This window comes from Vibrio satsumensis, from assembly GCF_050337435.1.
Classification (GTDB): Bacteria; Pseudomonadota; Gammaproteobacteria; order Enterobacterales; family Vibrionaceae; genus Vibrio; species Vibrio satsumensis.
This window is the reverse complement of sequence record NZ_JAKJSX010000011.1, coordinates 101,700-117,718: the sequence shown is the minus strand read 5'-3', so window position 1 is coordinate 117,718 and position 16,019 is coordinate 101,700. Positions and strand designations below refer to the sequence as shown.

General features: G+C 44.8%; 14 protein-coding genes. 10 read left to right on the top strand and 4 right to left on the bottom strand.

Going from position 1 to position 16,019, the window contains the following annotated elements:
* The first annotated feature begins 49 nt into the window (after positions 1-49).
* Positions 50-1,480 carry a bifunctional D-glycero-beta-D-manno-heptose-7-phosphate kinase/D-glycero-beta-D-manno-heptose 1-phosphate adenylyltransferase HldE gene (gene hldE, locus L4C44_RS15460; RefSeq protein WP_428805332.1) on the top strand — a complete coding sequence of 477 codons (1,431 nt, stop codon included), beginning with the start codon at positions 50-52 and terminating at the stop codon, positions 1,478-1,480.
* A gap of 116 nt (positions 1,481-1,596) precedes the next feature.
* Here the strand turns inward: hldE and tolC are convergent, their stop codons facing one another.
* A complete protein-coding gene (gene tolC / locus L4C44_RS15455) occupies positions 1,597-2,922 on the bottom strand; it encodes an outer membrane channel protein TolC (protein ID WP_060983021.1) in 1,326 nt (441 codons plus the stop codon).
* 228 nt (positions 2,923-3,150) lie between these two features.
* On the opposite strand from tolC, the gene nudF reads away from it, so the two are divergent.
* From nudF to parC, 6 genes are all read left to right on the top strand, one after another.
* The gene (gene nudF / locus L4C44_RS15450; protein WP_146490514.1) at positions 3,151-3,780 is read left to right on the top strand and encodes an ADP-ribose diphosphatase; all 630 of its coding nucleotides are present in this window, start codon (positions 3,151-3,153) and stop codon (positions 3,778-3,780) included.
* A gap of 4 nt (positions 3,781-3,784) precedes the next feature.
* On the top strand, positions 3,785-4,225 hold the full coding sequence (locus L4C44_RS15445; RefSeq protein ID WP_008222561.1) for a DUF1249 family protein: 441 nt from the start codon (positions 3,785-3,787) through the stop codon (positions 4,223-4,225).
* A 59-nt stretch (positions 4,226-4,284) separates the two neighbouring features.
* Positions 4,285-5,109, top strand: a complete 825-nt coding sequence (cpdA, locus tag L4C44_RS15440; RefSeq protein ID WP_146490515.1) for a 3',5'-cyclic-AMP phosphodiesterase — start codon at positions 4,285-4,287, stop codon at positions 5,107-5,109.
* A gap of 31 nt (positions 5,110-5,140) precedes the next feature.
* A complete protein-coding gene (gene yqiA / locus L4C44_RS15435; RefSeq protein WP_146490516.1) occupies positions 5,141-5,746 on the top strand; it encodes an esterase YqiA in 606 nt (201 codons plus the stop codon).
* 239 nt (positions 5,747-5,985) lie between these two features.
* Positions 5,986-7,866: a DNA topoisomerase IV subunit B gene (gene parE, locus L4C44_RS15430; RefSeq protein ID WP_017061428.1), complete on the top strand. Its 1,881-nt coding sequence runs from the start codon at positions 5,986-5,988 to the stop codon at positions 7,864-7,866.
* 3 nt (positions 7,867-7,869) lie between these two features.
* Positions 7,870-10,128 (top strand): DNA topoisomerase IV subunit A, encoded by a 2,259-nt coding sequence (gene parC, locus L4C44_RS15425; protein ID WP_146490517.1) that lies wholly within the window; start codon positions 7,870-7,872, stop codon positions 10,126-10,128.
* A gap of 102 nt (positions 10,129-10,230) precedes the next feature.
* Here parC and degS read toward each other — a convergent pair whose 3' ends face one another.
* The 3 genes from degS to zapG all read right to left on the bottom strand — a co-directional run bounded on the left by degS (position 10,231) and on the right by zapG (position 13,391).
* Entirely contained in the window at positions 10,231-11,295 is a 1,065-nt protein-coding gene (gene degS / locus L4C44_RS15420) for an outer membrane-stress sensor serine endopeptidase DegS (RefSeq protein ID WP_060983027.1), read from the bottom strand.
* A gap of 159 nt (positions 11,296-11,454) precedes the next feature.
* Positions 11,455-12,810, bottom strand: coding sequence for a Do family serine endopeptidase (locus tag L4C44_RS15415; protein WP_146490576.1), 1,356 nt, complete (start codon positions 12,808-12,810; stop codon positions 11,455-11,457).
* A gap of 125 nt (positions 12,811-12,935) precedes the next feature.
* Positions 12,936-13,391, bottom strand: a complete 456-nt coding sequence (gene zapG, locus L4C44_RS15410; protein WP_146490518.1) for a Z-ring associated protein ZapG — start codon at positions 13,389-13,391, stop codon at positions 12,936-12,938.
* 218 nt (positions 13,392-13,609) lie between these two features.
* On the opposite strand from zapG, the gene zapE reads away from it, so the two are divergent.
* The 3 genes from zapE to rpsI all read left to right on the top strand — a co-directional run bounded on the left by zapE (position 13,610) and on the right by rpsI (position 15,795).
* The gene (zapE, locus tag L4C44_RS15405) at positions 13,610-14,713 is read left to right on the top strand and encodes a cell division protein ZapE (protein ID WP_428805331.1); all 1,104 of its coding nucleotides are present in this window, start codon (positions 13,610-13,612) and stop codon (positions 14,711-14,713) included.
* 247 nt (positions 14,714-14,960) lie between these two features.
* A complete protein-coding gene (rplM, locus tag L4C44_RS15400; protein WP_010434689.1) occupies positions 14,961-15,389 on the top strand; it encodes a 50S ribosomal protein L13 in 429 nt (142 codons plus the stop codon).
* A gap of 13 nt (positions 15,390-15,402) precedes the next feature.
* Positions 15,403-15,795, top strand: coding sequence for a 30S ribosomal protein S9 (rpsI, locus tag L4C44_RS15395; protein ID WP_004740758.1), 393 nt, complete (start codon positions 15,403-15,405; stop codon positions 15,793-15,795).
* Positions 15,796-16,019: the final 224 nt, after the last annotated feature.

Genomic DNA, 16,019 nt, shown 5'->3' with positions numbered 1-16,019 from the left:
GTAATCAGTGTGCTAGACTCTAGCCAGATTCGATTTTTGGAGCTCAACAATGAAACCAATTCTACCTGACTACAGCCAATCAGGTGTTCTTATTGTCGGTGACGTCATGCTTGATCGTTACTGGTATGGTCCAACTGGCCGTATTTCACCAGAAGCGCCAGTGCCTGTGGTAAAAGTAGAAAATAACGAGGAGCGCCCTGGTGGTGCTGCTAACGTAGCAATGAATATTGCCTCGCTTGGCGGTCATGCTCATGTTGTTGGTTTAACAGGTAAAGATGAGCCAGCCGAGGTGTTGAAAAACACTTTGGGTGCGCTGAAGGTTAAGTGTGATTTTGTTGAGTTAGAAGACTATCCAACCATCACAAAACTACGAGTTATGAGCCGTGGTCAGCAGTTGATTCGTCTTGATTTTGAAGACAAATTTGAAAACACCAATCCAGAGCTTATTCTGTCTCGCATGGAGCAAGCACTGCCAAATGTCCGCTCGGTTATCTTGTCAGATTATGCGAAGGGTGCATTAGAGCATGTACAGAGCTTCATTCAAAAAGCACGCGCATCAAATGTTCCAGTATTCATCGATCCAAAAGGCGCGGATTTAGAGCGCTACCGTGGTGCGACATTACTTACACCAAATATGGCAGAGTTTGAGCTAGTTACAGGTAAAGTTAAGTCAGAAGAAGATCTTATCGAGAAGGGTATTGCCTTGATCGAGAAGTATGACTTTGAAGCTTTATTGGTGACTCGCAGTGAGAACGGTATGACGTTACTACGTAAAGGTCAGGCACCATTCCATTTACCGACTCAAGCGAAAGAAGTGTACGACGTGACGGGTGCTGGAGATACGGTTATCTCAGTTCTGGCGGCTTCTGTTGCTGCGGGGAAACCACTTGATGAATCGTGTGCATTAGCGAATGCGGCTGCTGGCGTGGTAGTTGGTAAGCTTGGTACATCTACACTGTCTACGATTGAGTTAGCGGAAGCGATTCACGGCAGCCAAGACACAGATTATGGTGTGATCTCGGAAGCGGCACTGGTTGAAGCAGTGAAACGTGCTCGGGCGAAAGGTGAGAAGGTCGTTATGACCAATGGCTGCTTTGATATTCTGCATGCCGGCCATGTTTCTTACATGAACCACGCAGCTGAGCTAGGTGACCGCTTGATCGTTGCCGTTAATACTGACGAGTCTGTTAAGCGCTTGAAAGGCCCTGGTCGCCCTGTGAACCCAACCGATCGCCGTATGGCGGTATTGGCTGGCTTAGGTGCAGTTGATTGGGTTGTGCCGTTTTCTGAAGACACACCTCAACGGTTGATCTCTGAGGTTTTACCAAGCATTCTTGTGAAAGGTGGTGACTACAAACCTGAAGATATTGCTGGTGGTGCGGAAGTAATTGCAGCTGGCGGTGAAGTGAAAGTACTTAACTTTGAAGATGGCTGCTCTACGACTGAAATTATTAAAGCGATTAAGGGTGGTCGAGGCTAGTTTCTAGTCTTTTGGTGCTAAGCTTTTAGCTAGGCAGTAAATCTCGCTTTGAATAGATAATAAAAATGCCGCTCAATGAGCGGCATTTTTGTAGCTGTAGCTAGTGTAATTTAGAATTACTTACTTGCGACTTTTAGACCTGCGTTTACATCAACAATATCTTGTTCGCTTAGAGTACCAACCGCTTGACGAAGCTGAAGTACACTTAGGATGTAGTTGTAACGAGCATCTGAAAGGTTCTTGTTCGCGTCGTATAGACGACGAGTCGAATCTAATACGTCAACGATAGTACGAGTGCCTACATCAAAGCCGGCTTCAGTTGCTTCTAAAGCAGACTGAGCAGAAACTACAGACTGTTCGTAAGCGCGTAGAGCACCGATTGAAGCTGTGATGTTGTTGTTGAATGCACGTACGTCTTTTACAACGCTTCGGTAGGTTGCTTCTAAGTCTTCACTTGCCGCAACGTAGTTGTATTCAGCCTGTCGAGTCAAAGAAGTAGTGTTGCCACCTGTGTATAGAGGTACAACTAAGTTCAAGCCTAGGTTTAGGTTGTCTTGGTCATAATCTTGAGAGCTGTTTGATTGATCTGCAAGAGAGTAGCTACCATCTAATGTCAGGCTTGGTAAGTGACCAGAGCTTGCTAGTGAGATGTTATCTTTTGCTACGTCTTGAGAGATACGCGCTGCAAGTAGGCTAAGGTTCTTCTGCTCAGCCTGTTCAACAAGTGCAACAGCCGACTCGGAAGATTTGCTTGCAGAGAAACGGTCAGTATCTAGGATGCTTAGGTTAGAGTGTTCTTGACCTGTGATCTCACGTAGACCTTCATAGTTATTAATCAGAGTGTTTTCTGCTAAGACTTCGTCTGCCAAAACGCCATCGTACTGAGCTTGTGCATCATGTACATCGGTGATTGCTGAAAGACCTACTTCAAAACGTTGTTTTGTTTGTTCTAGTTGACGAGCAACTGCTGCTTTTTCGGCACGAACAAATTCTAGGTTATCTTGAGATCGAAGTACTTCGAAGTATGCGGTTGCTACACGCAGGATCAAAGCTTGTTGCTCTGCCGCGTATGCTGAATCAGCCTGACGAGCACTTTTTTCTGCTGTATCGAGCGTGATCCATGAAGAACGTTGATAAAGCTCTTGAGTGAAGCCGATAGCTGCTCCCCAAGTGTTGTTATCGATACTTGAGCTACCTTGACCTGAAGTATCTCTGTCACCACGGTTAATGTCGTAGTTCGCTGTTAGGTTAATTTGTGGTAGCAAATCACTACGGCTTGACGTTACTGCTTCAAAAGCGGCATCGCGCTGCGCTGCTGAACGAAGAAGTTGTGGATCGTTCTGTTTTGCTTGGTCGTAAACTTCAGCTAGCGTATCAGCAAAAGCTGATGAACTCAGGCTGCCAATTGCTGCACTGATAAATAGTGGAAGCAGTTTTTTCATTTTCCTATTCCTGCCTTTAATAGAATTTTTCTTTAAAAGAGTTTAACCCAGTTTGGTGGTAATTTACTCGAAACTTTGCACTTTTTTACAATTAACTGTCCACTTGTGCAATATTTATTTTTTAAAACTTAACTTTAATTATAAGTTTTGTATAAAAAGTTGAACCTTATCCTTGGTAGTTAACTCGGACAATGAGTAAACTATAAAGATCACTTAGTGAGGTGCCAAATGCAACAGTCTGACAATCAACGACATGAGTTTACTCCGCAAGATGTGGAAATAGTCTCAAAAGAGACGCTGTTTCGTGGTTTTTTTAAAATGGTTAAGTACACATTTAAACATAGATTGTTTGAGGGGGGCTGGAGCCAACCAATAGAACGTGAAATGTTTGAGCGTGGTCATGCTGCCGCTTTGCTACCTTATGATCCTGTTCGTGATGAAGTTGTGATCGTCGAACAGATCCGTGTCGGTGCTCTAGAGCATGAAAACCCATGGCAATATGAGATTGTTGCCGGGATTATCGATACTGACGAGTCACCACAAGATGTTGCCCGTCGTGAAGCGATGGAAGAAGCTGGAGTCGAAGTCGGATCTGTATTACCTATTACTTCGTATTACCCTTCATCTGGCGGTTGCTCGGAAAAGCTCGACGTCTTTGTTGGCTGTGTTGATGCAACGACAGCTAAAGGGGTGCATGGATTGGATTACGAAGGTGAAGACATTAGGGTACAAGTGATGACTCGCGAGGCCGCTTATCAGTTGGTAACAGATGGTGTGTTTGAAAATGGCGCCACAATCATTGCGCTACAGTGGCTACAATTGAACTACCAAGAATTACAGTCAGAGTGGATAGATTAACGTCATGCCAAATATAGCGGTCAAAAAACCGTATCATGTTGATCTTGCTGAGTTGATGCGAGTTTACGAGACTAACTATGCCAAGCTTAACGCTTTGTTACCGGTTGGGCATGAGGTTGGTGACGTTCGCTGTTACCAAGCCGTTAATATGGTGTATCAATTGACAGTGAATGAGGTCACAAAATACACCACTTTAATAGACATATGTCAGAGTGACGCGATGCCAGTGTTTCCTTTGCCAAAAATGTCTGTCAGGCTATATCACGATGCTCGAGTTGCAGAAGTGTGCGCTAGCGGGGATTTTTCACGAGTCAAAGCTAAATATGACTATCCCAACACTAAGCTTCTGCAAAAGGACGAGAAATTTCAATTGAATAAATTTCTTGGGGAATGGTTAACGTTTTGTTTAAAAACGGGTATCAGCCGAACTCCAATTGCCTTTTAATTGAGCTTATTGAACAACACTTTTAAAGTCTAAACAGTAACGTATCTGGATTTGTTATTTTGGAATTATCACACACTTCAAAATTTGATGAGAGCACTATTAAGCTTGTGCAGCTAACGGACACGCATTTATTTGCGCCGAGCAATGGCAGCTTATTAAGCATCAACACTCAAGATAGCTTTCGTGCTGTAGTCGGTGGCATTGTTAGCCAGGGCTTTGACTATCAAGCGATTTTAGCAACCGGTGATATCTCTCAAGATCACAGTGCAGAGTCGTACCAGAAATTTGAGTCAGGGATTCAGCCTTTGGAAAAGCCATGTTATTGGCTGCCAGGAAACCATGACTTTAAGCCTAATATGGGCAGTGTTTTACCATCAACCCAAATACAGTGCGTTGAGCATGTCTTGCTAGGCGATAGCTGGCAGATGGTGATGCTGGATTCGCAAGTGGTGGGTGTGCCTCATGGTCGCCTCAGCGATCAACAGCTTGATCTGTTAGAACAAAAGCTGACGGAATTCCCTGAACGTAATACATTGGTTCTATTGCACCACCACCCGTTATTGGTTGGCAGTGCATGGTTGGATCAACATAACCTAAAAGACGCAGACCAATTTTGGGATGTGGTTCAACAGCACACCAATGTTAAAGCGGTACTGTGTGGCCACGTTCATCAAGATATGAACCGAGATCATCATGGTGTACAAGTCATGGCAACACCGTCGACTTGTGTGCAATTCAAACCTAACTCAGATGACTTCGCGGTAGACACTTTGTCTCCGGGCTGGAGAGAGATTGAACTGCATCAAGACGGAACGGTCAGCACGAAAGTTCGTCGTTTGCCTGATGGGCAGTTCTTGCCTGATTTTGAAGCGGCTGGTTATTAATGCTGTTGATTATTGATGTAGGAGTCTATTAATGTCTGGTTCTGAACTGCAAACCACTAAGCCATCACTGCTCCTCTATATTCACGGTTTCAACAGTTCATCACGTTCTCATAAAGCGAACGTGATGGCAGATTATTGTGCTAAGTATCGCTCTGATATTAAAGTCGTTACCCCTCAACTGCCGAGCTTTCCTCAGCAAGCAGCTCTGCATTTACAGCAGTTGGTGGAGCAATATAAAGAGCAATATCAGATAGCGTTGGTGGGTAGCTCATTGGGTGGCTATCTTTCAACATGGCTGAATAGTCACTATGGTTTTAAAGCTGTGGTTGTAAACCCAGCAGTAAAGCCATTTGAGCTTCTTGCTGACTATTTAGGTGAACAAGTAAACCCATACACTGATGAGCGATATGTACTGGAAACAAAGCATATCGATGAACTGAAGGCGTTAGAGGTTCCGGTTATCACTAAGCCGAGTGATTTCTGGTTACTTCAGCAAACGGAAGATGAAGTTCTGGATTACCGACAAGCGGTAGAGAAGTACCAAGGTGCAACACAGACAGTAGAAGAGGGGGGGGATCATAGCTTTGTTGATTTTGAACGCTACCCACAACAAATCATCACCTTTCTAAATATCTAATCTGTTCCACCAACTAAGTGATTTTCTCTTGTTTGCCTGTTATTTCATCTATCAATGGTGAAATATCATAGTTTGATGTCTTAGTTTTTGAACTAGCTTGACATCATTACTCAGCTTCCAGACTATATTCCCCAATACTTCGCTCGTTCGCTCTACTATGACGGTTCATAGTAATGATTCTGCTTTAGTGAAACTGGAGCCAGCGAACTGACGCAAACTTTTTGAGTAAACTCCGTATTATGACTGAACAATATAATGCAAAAGACCTCGAGGTACTTGAAGGTCTCGATCCTGTGCGACACCGCCCGGGAATGTATACCGAGACAGAAAGACCTAACCACCTTGCCCAAGAAGTCATTGATAACTCGGTCGATGAAGCACTAGCGGGACACGCTAAGAAGATCAAAGTTGTGCTTCATGCAGACCAATCGTTAGAAGTTACCGATGACGGCCGTGGTATGCCTGTCGATATTCACCCTGAAAAAGGGATCTCAGGTGTTGAGCTGATTTTAACTAAGCTCCACTCTGGCGGTAAATTCTCGAACAACAACTACAAGTTCTCAGGTGGTCTGCACGGTGTAGGTATCTCGGTTGTAAACGCACTGTCAAAACGTGTTGAAGTGACCGTACGCCGAGAAGGTCAGGTTCATGAGATCGCACTTGAAGGTGGTCATGCTGTAACAGAACTGACTGTAACGGGCACTTGTGGCCATCGTAACAGTGGTACATCTGTACATTTTTGGCCTGATCCTAAGTATTTCGATAGCCCTAAATTTTCGACACTGCGTCTGATTAACAACCTACGTGCAAAAGCAGTGCTTTGCCCAGGTTTAGAAATTACCTTTATCGACAAAGTCGGTGGCGAAGAGCATAAATGGTTCTATGAAGATGGTCTAAAAGACTACCTTGCCGAAGGCGTGAAAGGTTACACCTTACTGCCTGAAGAACCGTATGTTGGCGAATTCGTAGCTGAAACAGAAATGGCGAACTGGGCGATCATCTGGCAGCCAGAAGGCGGTGATATGATTACCGAGAGTTACGTGAACTTAGTACCGACTAAACAAGGTGGTACACACGTAAACGGTCTTCGCCAAGGTCTGCTTGATGCAATGCGTGAGTTCTGTGAATTCCGTAACTTGTTACCACGCGGCGTTAAGCTAACGGGTGATGACATCTTTGACCGTTGTTCTTACGTATTATCGGTGAAGATGCAAGATCCGCAGTTTGCTGGTCAAACAAAAGAGCGCTTGTCTTCGCGTCAAACCGCTGCGTTTGTTTCTGGTGTGGTTAAAGATGCATTTAGCTTGTGGTTGAACGAAAAACCACAACTGGCAGAGCAGTTAGCAGAAGCTTGTATTGCGAATGCCCACCGCCGTATGCGCGCAAGCAAAAAGGTTGTGCGTAAGAAAATCGCTTCAGGTCCAGCTTTGCCAGGTAAGCTAACGGACTGTTCAGTTCAAGACTTAAGCCGTACCGAAATCTTCTTCGTGGAAGGGGACTCGGCGGGTGGTTCCGCTAAACAAGCACGTGACCGTGAGTTCCAAGCGGTGATGCCACTTCGCGGTAAGATTTTAAATACATGGGAAGTGTCAGCAGACCAAGTATTGGCTTCGCAAGAAGTGCACGACATCTCGGTGGCTCTGGGTATCGACCCGGACAACGATGATTTATCAGGCCTGCGTTACGGTAAAATCTGTATTCTTGCCGATGCGGACTCGGATGGTCTTCATATCGCGACACTGCTATGTGCTTTGTTTACTCGCCATTTCCATGCATTAGTTGAAGCGGGTCATATCTATGTGGCAATGCCTCCTCTGTATCGTATCGATTGCGGTAAAGAAGTGTTCTACGCACTTGATGACGCAGAGAAAGACGGTGTGCTTGAGCGACTATCGCAGAAGAAAGCCAAGATCAACGTGCAACGATTCAAAGGTCTGGGTGAAATGAACCCACTTCAGTTGCGTGAAACCACCATGGATCCAAACACTCGTCGCCTTGTGCAGTTAACGATTGATGACAGCGAAGCGACCAACGAGATGATGGACATGCTGCTTGGTAAGAAACGTGCAGATGATCGCCGTACATGGCTACAGACTAACGGTGATATGGCCGAGGTATAATGGATGTCTAACGAAATTACATATGATGGCGTTGAACAGCTGCCAATGCGCAAGTTCACCGAAGATGCCTACTTAAATTACTCAATGTACGTGATCATGGATCGTGCATTGCCGTATATCGGTGATGGCTTGAAGCCAGTACAGCGTCGTATTATCTACGCGATGTCTGAGCTAGGCTTATCGGCTGCATCGAAATACAAAAAATCAGCACGTACCGTTGGTGACGTATTAGGTAAGTATCACCCACACGGTGACTCTGCTTGTTACGAAGCGATGGTATTGATGGCGCAGCCTTTCTCTTACCGTTACCCATTGGTCGATGGTCAAGGTAACTGGGGTGCTCCGGATGACCCGAAATCGTTCGCTGCGATGCGTTATACCGAAGCGAAATTATCTAAGTTTGCTGAGGTTCTTCTAGGTGAACTAGGTCAAGGCACTGTTGACTGGCAACCAAACTTTGATGGCACGATGAAAGAGCCTCAAATGTTGCCTGCTCGTCTGCCTCATATCCTACTTAACGGTATCACTGGTATCGCGGTAGGTATGGCGACCGATATTCCACCACACAACGTGCGTGAAGTCGCTAATGCAGCCATTCACCTAATTGATACGCCTAAGTCTGAGCTTTCAGATGTGATGAGTTTCATTCAAGGTCCAGATTATCCGACAGAAGCTGAGATTATCTCTCCGAAATCGGACATCGAAAAGATCTACCGTACTGGACGTGGCAGCATCAAGATGCGCGCGGTTTGGCACAAGGAAGGCTCTGATATTGTTATCACGGCTTTACCTCATCAAGTGTCAGGTGCGAAGTTACTTGAGCAAATCGCGAACCAGATGCGCGCTAAGAAGCTGCCAATGGTTGACGACTTGCGTGATGAATCTGATCATGAGAACCCAACGCGTATCGTTGTCGTTCCTCGTTCAAATCGTATCGACTGTGATCAATTGATGAGTCACCTGTTCGCGTCGACGGATCTAGAGAAAAACTTCCGCGTTAACTTGAACATGATTGGTTTAGATAACCGTCCTCAAGTTAAAGGCTTAGTTCAGATCCTGAAAGAGTGGATTGAGTTCCGTCGCACAACAGTTCGTCGTCGTTTGCAGTATCGTTTAGATAAAGTATTGGCACGTTTGCACATCTTAGAAGGCTTGCTTGCTGCTTATCTTAATATCGATGAAGTGATTGAGATCATTCGTACAGAAGACGAACCATGTCCTGTATTGATGAGCCGTTTCAATATTTCTGAAATTCAAGCCAATGCGATTCTTGATATTAAACTTCGCAACTTAGCTAAGTTAGAAGAGTTTAAAATCCGAGCGGAACAAGAAGAGCTTGAAGCTGAACGTGAAAAGCTTGAAAAGCTACTCGGTTCAGAGCGTCGCTTGAATACGCTGATCAAGAAAGAAATCCAAGCAGATGCGGATAAATACGGTGATGATCGTCGTTCACCTCTGATTGAGCGTGCTGAAGCGAAAGCGCTAACAGAGCGCGACTTAGTACCAAGCGAACCAATTACGGTTGTGTTGTCTGAGAAAGGTTGGATTCGTCATGCTAAAGGGCATGAGGTTGATGCTGAAGGCTTGAACTACAAATCAGGTGATAAATTCTTAGCGAGTGCTAAGGGTAAGAGTAACCAGCAAGCGGTGTTCCTCGGCAGTGATGGCCGAAGCTACTCCCTTGAATCTCATTCATTACCGTCGGCACGTAGCCAAGGTGAGCCAATTACAGGCCGCTTGAACGTCAGCCCTGGTACTTCTATTCGCCAAGTGGTGATGGGAGAGAATGAGCAATTATGGTTAGTCGGTTCTGATGCTGGTTATGGCTTTGTTTGTAAGGGTAGCGATCTGCTGTCTAAGAACAAGAGCGGTAAAGCGTTGGTTAACTTGCCACAAGCTTCTGAGGTGATGATGCCAAGCCCTATTGCTGACTTGGACAGTAACCAGATTCTGGCGATTACTAACCAAGGCCGTATGTTGTTGTTCCCTATTAAAGACCTACCTCAGTTGAGCAAGGGTAAAGGCAACAAGATCATCAATATCCCTTCTGCGAAAGCAAAAGAGCGTGAAGAGTTTGTCTCGCACTTGATGGCTATCCCAGAGAATGCGACGCTGACTATCTATGCAGGTAAACGGAAACTTGGCTTGAAACCAGCAGATCTTGAAAACTTCCGTGGTGAACGTGGTCGCCGTGGTGGCCTACTACCAAGAGGTTTACAGCGAGTGACTCGCATCGATATCGAAGAGCCAAGTGAATCGTAGAGATACCTGATACAATCTTTAGATAAAAGAAAACCCAGCCTGTGAGCTGGGTTTTTTGTATTTGTGTATTGGCAGCTTGAATCACTGCTTACAGAGTTTACTCTACAGGCGAGTATCTTCAGCAATCGTTACTTTGAGGGTTTTGTTTTCACCTTGGCGTAAGATGCCTACATCAATCACGGTACCTGGACGCAAATCAGTAACAGTATCCATCACACTCTGACGACCATTTACCTGGTTATTGTTGATGCTGACAATAATGTCTTGAGCTTCAAAACCGGCATCCGCTGCAGGGCCATTTGGATCGATACCTAACACAACAATCCCACCTATATTCTTAGTACCCAACATGCGTGAGGTGACAGAGTTGATGTCTTGCCCATCGATACCGATATAACCACGAATTACACGGCCATCGGCGATGATCTTCTCCATGATTTTATTCGCAAGTGGATAGGGGATAGCAAATGAGATCCCATAGGTTTCCATGTCGGTAGCTTGTTGGAAAGAAGCGGTATTGATACCGACTAGCTCACCTTGCGAGTTAACCAACGCGCCACCTGAATTACCTTCATTGATTGCCGCGTCGGTCTGAATAAAGGCTTGATGACCATCGGCACTGATCGAAGAGCGGCCGGTTGCAGAGATGATACCAAAGGTTGTTGTTTGACCTAGGTTATATGGGTTACCGATAGCCAGTACTACATCACCGACATTGGCTTTGTAATTAGGGTTGAGTGGGATCACCGGTAGGTTGTCACCGCTGACTCTAAGTATCGCGATATCGGTGCGCTTGTCTGAACCGACAAGTTGCGCAGCTGCTACTCGGCCATCTTGAAGCGCCACAACTATTTGGTCTGCTTGAGCCACAACATGGAAGTTGGTAATGATGTAGCCTTTCTCGCTAACAATCACCCCAGAGCCCAAACCTTGAGTGAGCAGTTTGTTACGATCACTTTCAGCGTATTTGCGGCTATAAATGTTAACCACAGCGGGTGCCGCGCGGCGAACTGCTTGGTTAAATGAAATCTGAAGAGAGCCAATATTATCAACTTTAGGGCTAGTGACGTCAGCAACAATCGCTGGTCTTAAGCTCGGGAATGCGAGAAGAATAAGCGCCGCTGAAACGAGTCCAAGGGAAATAGAACGAAATAGAAAGGACAGCATGTTTCCCTCTTCGACAAGTAAGGTATTGAGCCTCCGCACACGGGTGACCTGTTTGAGTTACTTGTGAAGCATAGCATTTTGATTGATCTAAAGAAAAGGGAGACTGAGTAAGTTTAAAGCAAACTTACCGAGCCTCTCTGTTATTACGCTGACGTATGACTATCGAATAACGAGGTAGATAGTCCTGTCGCCGCGTTGGATATTTAGCGCCAATACGCCCGGTTGTTTCTCAAGTATCTTTCTAAATTCAGCAAGGTTCTTAACGGTTTGGCGATTGACGCCAATAATGATGTCGTCTTTGAGAAGTTGATAAGCCTCTGCTGGTGAGCCTTGAGCCACACTTGACACTTTCACGCCTGTTGCTGAGTCGTTGTCTGTTGTGTTGGTGAGTTCAGCACCAGCAAGCCCTTCATGGAGTTTTTCAGCTTGTGTCTTACTATTGGTCGATTCACCAAGGGTTACATCAAAGGTTTTACTCTTTCCATCGCGAACCACACCGAGCTCAATCTGCTTACCCGCACCTAGAGTTGCCACTTTAGCTCTTAGCTCGCTAAAGGTATCAATGCGCTTACCGTTGATAGAGACAATAATATCGCCCGCTTTCAGACCTGCTTTGTCTGCGGCACTATCAGGTACAATTTGGCTAACAAAAGCCCCTTTGCTTGATTCATAACCGAGGGCTTCAGCTAATTCAGAGGTGACTTCTCCACCTTGAACACCTAGCATGCCGCGTTTTACTTCACCGAAATCGAGGATTTGTTCTGTCAGGTTTGTCATCATATTGGATGGAATTGCAAAGCCGATACCGACATTGCCTCCGTTAGGGCCAAGAATGGCAGTGTTGATACCAATCAGTTCACCGTTGAGGTTCACTAGCGCACCACCAGAGTTACCGCTGTTGATTGCTGCATCGGTCTGAATGAAGTTTTCAAAGTTCTCTAGATTCAGGCCACTACGGCCGAGCGCAGAAACAATACCGGATGTCACTGTTTGACCGAGTCCGAATGGGTTACCGATCGCGACACTAAAATCACCAACTCTTAGTTTGTCTGAGTCCGCGACTTTTATTTGGGTAAGGTTCTTAGCCTTCTCTAATTTTAGCAGTGCGATATCAGACATCTGGTCGCCGCCGATAAGCTCAGCATCGTACTCTCGACCATCATGCAGTTTTACTTTTATATCGTCCGCGCCATTGATGACATGGTAATTGGTCACAATGTGGCCCTTTTTAGCATCAATGATGACACCAGAGCCTAGCCCGCGAAATGGACGCTCTCGTGTTTGTTCTGGACCAAAAAAGAATTGAAATTGTTCAGGGATTTGCTGACGTTGTACCTGTTTGCCTTCTACGGCAATACTAACCACAGCGGGGGTCACTTGTTCAAGCATAGGAGCGAGGCTTGGCAATTGCTCATTACCCACACTTAATGGCAGTGCGGCCGTTGCTTGAATGGGGGTGATGATTGAACTTAAGCTTAAAGTCAGTACTGATAAAGCAAGCAAAGGTTTTTTCATCATAAACTCCTCTCTAGTTAAGGTCTCAACCCTCTTATACGTATAATAAGTATGAGAAGTTTCAAATGACCTGAGTGAAAGTTATGACTCAAAAACCTTTGTAAAGTTCAAGAAGTGTTAAATGTTTACGATGCTTTTGCTGTCACTACATCAGGAGCATCAATGATTTCTTTCTTCTGTTCTTTAAATAAACCGGTTGCACCATTAGCGTAATCTTTCGGTTGCTCCTCAAGTGTCGCTTCTTTAATTGACGGCTTATCTTGTGATTTGTCCGAATGAGCGGCGGCTGTTTTCACAAACGGGTTGTCTTGCTCTGGCAGGTTAGGAATCAGCTCTGAGCTTGTTTTTTCCATGTGTTGGTACAGTTTTGTGTAGTCCTTACCTAAGGTGTCCAACATTTCTGCTGATTTCGCAAAGTGATCAGCCAGCTCTTGTCGCTGCTGTTCAAGGGCAAACTTTGCGCTATCTAATTCTTTCTGTACGTTCTTTTGTTTTTTGTATTCAGGTGTCATGAGACGAGAAATAGCGACCCCTAAAATAACTCCGACTAGTAAACCGGCAACGGCATACATCCAAGGCATAACAGCTCCTTATTATTGTTTTTTAACATGTTTGTTACTGCTTAGTTACACGTGATACGGCTCCATGGTACTATGAGATAGCCGCAGTATAAAGAGAAATGCGTGTGCGCTAGTTAGCAGTTTGATGCTGCATTATTCACCACGTTACGTTATTTCTCGTACTGTTTGGGCTCATCTTAGTTGCTGTCTGATATTGCTTTCATTGTGGAAATGTCGTCATGAATCCCATTAAAAAATACGAACAAGATATAAAAGAACATGGATTTCAAAGAGATCCTGCACAAGAGCAAGCCGTTAAATCTTTAGATGAACTTTTTCATCAATTCCAAAATTACATGAATACGCCTATTCCTCAACTGACTCGACTCCAGAAATTACTGGGCAAAAAGCCAGAGCTACCACAACCACCAAAAGGTCTCTATTTCTGGGGGGGCGTAGGGCGAGGAAAAACGTATCTAATGGATACGTTCTACGATGCCTTACCGACCACTAAAAAAATGCGCGTTCATTTTCACCGCTTTATGTATCGAGTTCATGATGAGCTAAAGGCGTTAGGTAATGTGAGTGATCCACTGCCTTTAGTCGCAGACAAGTTGAAGGAAGAAGCGGACATTATCTGTTTCGACGAATTCTTTGTTTCAGACATCACCGATGCGATGATCTTAGGAACCTTGTTCCAAGAGTTATTCGCTCGAAACGTTATTTTGGTCGCGACCTCTAATATTCCCCCTGCGGATCTATATCGTAACGGGTTACAGAGAGCGCGTTTCTTACCGGCCATTAAGCTCATTCAAGACAACTGCCACATTCTTAATGTTGATAGCGGTATTGATTATCGCCTACGTACCCTAGAGCAGGCTGAAATTTATCATTACCCATTGGATAGCCAAGCGAATATCAACCTAGAAAAATATTACGCACAATTAGTCGGTGAAGATAAAGAGAAGCTGAAGCAGATTGAGGTTAACCACCGTCAATTAGATGTAGTCGAAGCGAGTGATGGTGTGCTGCATGGTACTTTCGCTCAGCTTTGTCAGTCGGCTCGTAGCCAGAATGACTACATTGAGCTCTCACGTGTTTACCATACCGTTCTGTTGGCTGATGTATTGCAAATGGGCGCGACTTCAGATGACGCAGCGAGACGTTTTATCGCGTTGGTGGATGAGTTCTACGAACGTAATGTGAAATTGATTATTTCAGCGGAAGTTGAGCTAGAAAAATTGTATACCCATGGGCAGCTAGAGTTTGAATTTAAACGTTGTCAGTCGCGTTTAATCGAAATGCAGAGCCATGAATATTTGGCAAAAGAACACTTAAGTTAGCTCTGATTATCTCGAATAAGAAATAGAATTAAAAAAATCGTGATTTTGTTCAAAAAGAGGTGATTTTTTCTTCGCTCTTCTCTATAATCCTGCGACCTACCGTTACTGCGGGCCTCTAGCGATGAGTAAAATCACGTTATGCCAAGAGTTTTCCAACACTCGAAGGGGTGATGAATGGTAACTCTTAGACAGTGGGAATACGCGAGTATTCCTTAAGTGTAAATTTTTTAAATAGGTAATTATTAGCATGAAAACTTTCGTTGCTAAACCAGAAACTGTAAAACGCGACTGGTATGTTGTAGACGCTGAAGGCAAAACTCTTGGCCGTCTAGCAAGTGAAATCGCTTCTCGCCTACGCGGCAAGCACAAAGCAGAATACACTCCTCACGTAGACACTGGTGATTACATCATCGTTGTTAACGCTGAGAAAGTTGCTGTAACTGGTAACAAAGCTAAGGGTAAGGTTTACTACCGTCACTCTGAGTTCCCAGGTGGTCTTAAAACTATCACTTTTGAAAAGCTAATTGCTAAGAAACCAGAAATGGTTCTAGAACTAGCAGTTAAAGGTATGCTTCCACGTGGTCCTCTAGGCCGCGCGATGTACCGTAAGCTTAAAGTGTACGCTGGTACTGAGCACAACCATGTTGCTCAACAGCCACAAGTACTAGACATCTAAGGGGATTATGAAAATGGCAGAGAATCAATACTACGGCACTGGTCGTCGCAAAAGCTCAGCAGCTCGTGTTTTCATCAAACCAGGCTCTGGTGAGATCGTAATCAACAAGCGTAGCCTTGATGTTTACTTCGGTCGTCCAACTTCTCGTATGGTTGTTAAGCAACCTCTTGAGCTAGTTGAACTAACTGAGAAACTTGACCTTTACATCACTGTTTCTGGTGGTGGTATTTCTGGTCAAGCTGGCGCAATCCGCCACGGTATCACTCGCGCTCTTATGGAGTACGATGAAACTCTACGTCCTGCTCTACGTGCAGCTGGCTACGTTACTCGTGACGCTCGTTGCGTTGAACGTAAGAAAGTTGGTCTACGTAAAGCACGTCGTAAACCTCAATTCTCTAAGCGTTAATTTTTCTTTACGAAAAAGTACACGCTCCCAGTTTTATTACTGGAATTGTGGTTCAAAGCTCGGCTATATGCCGGGCTTTTTGTTTTTATACCCACTCTAAACGCTTCCTCTCCCTCGTTTTATTCCCAAATTCTTATATTTTGAAAGCTTTTGTAACCCAATGTGCGCTTTGCCTCATGATTGTTACAAAAAGGTAGCTTTATCTTGTCAAAAAGTAGGGTTTT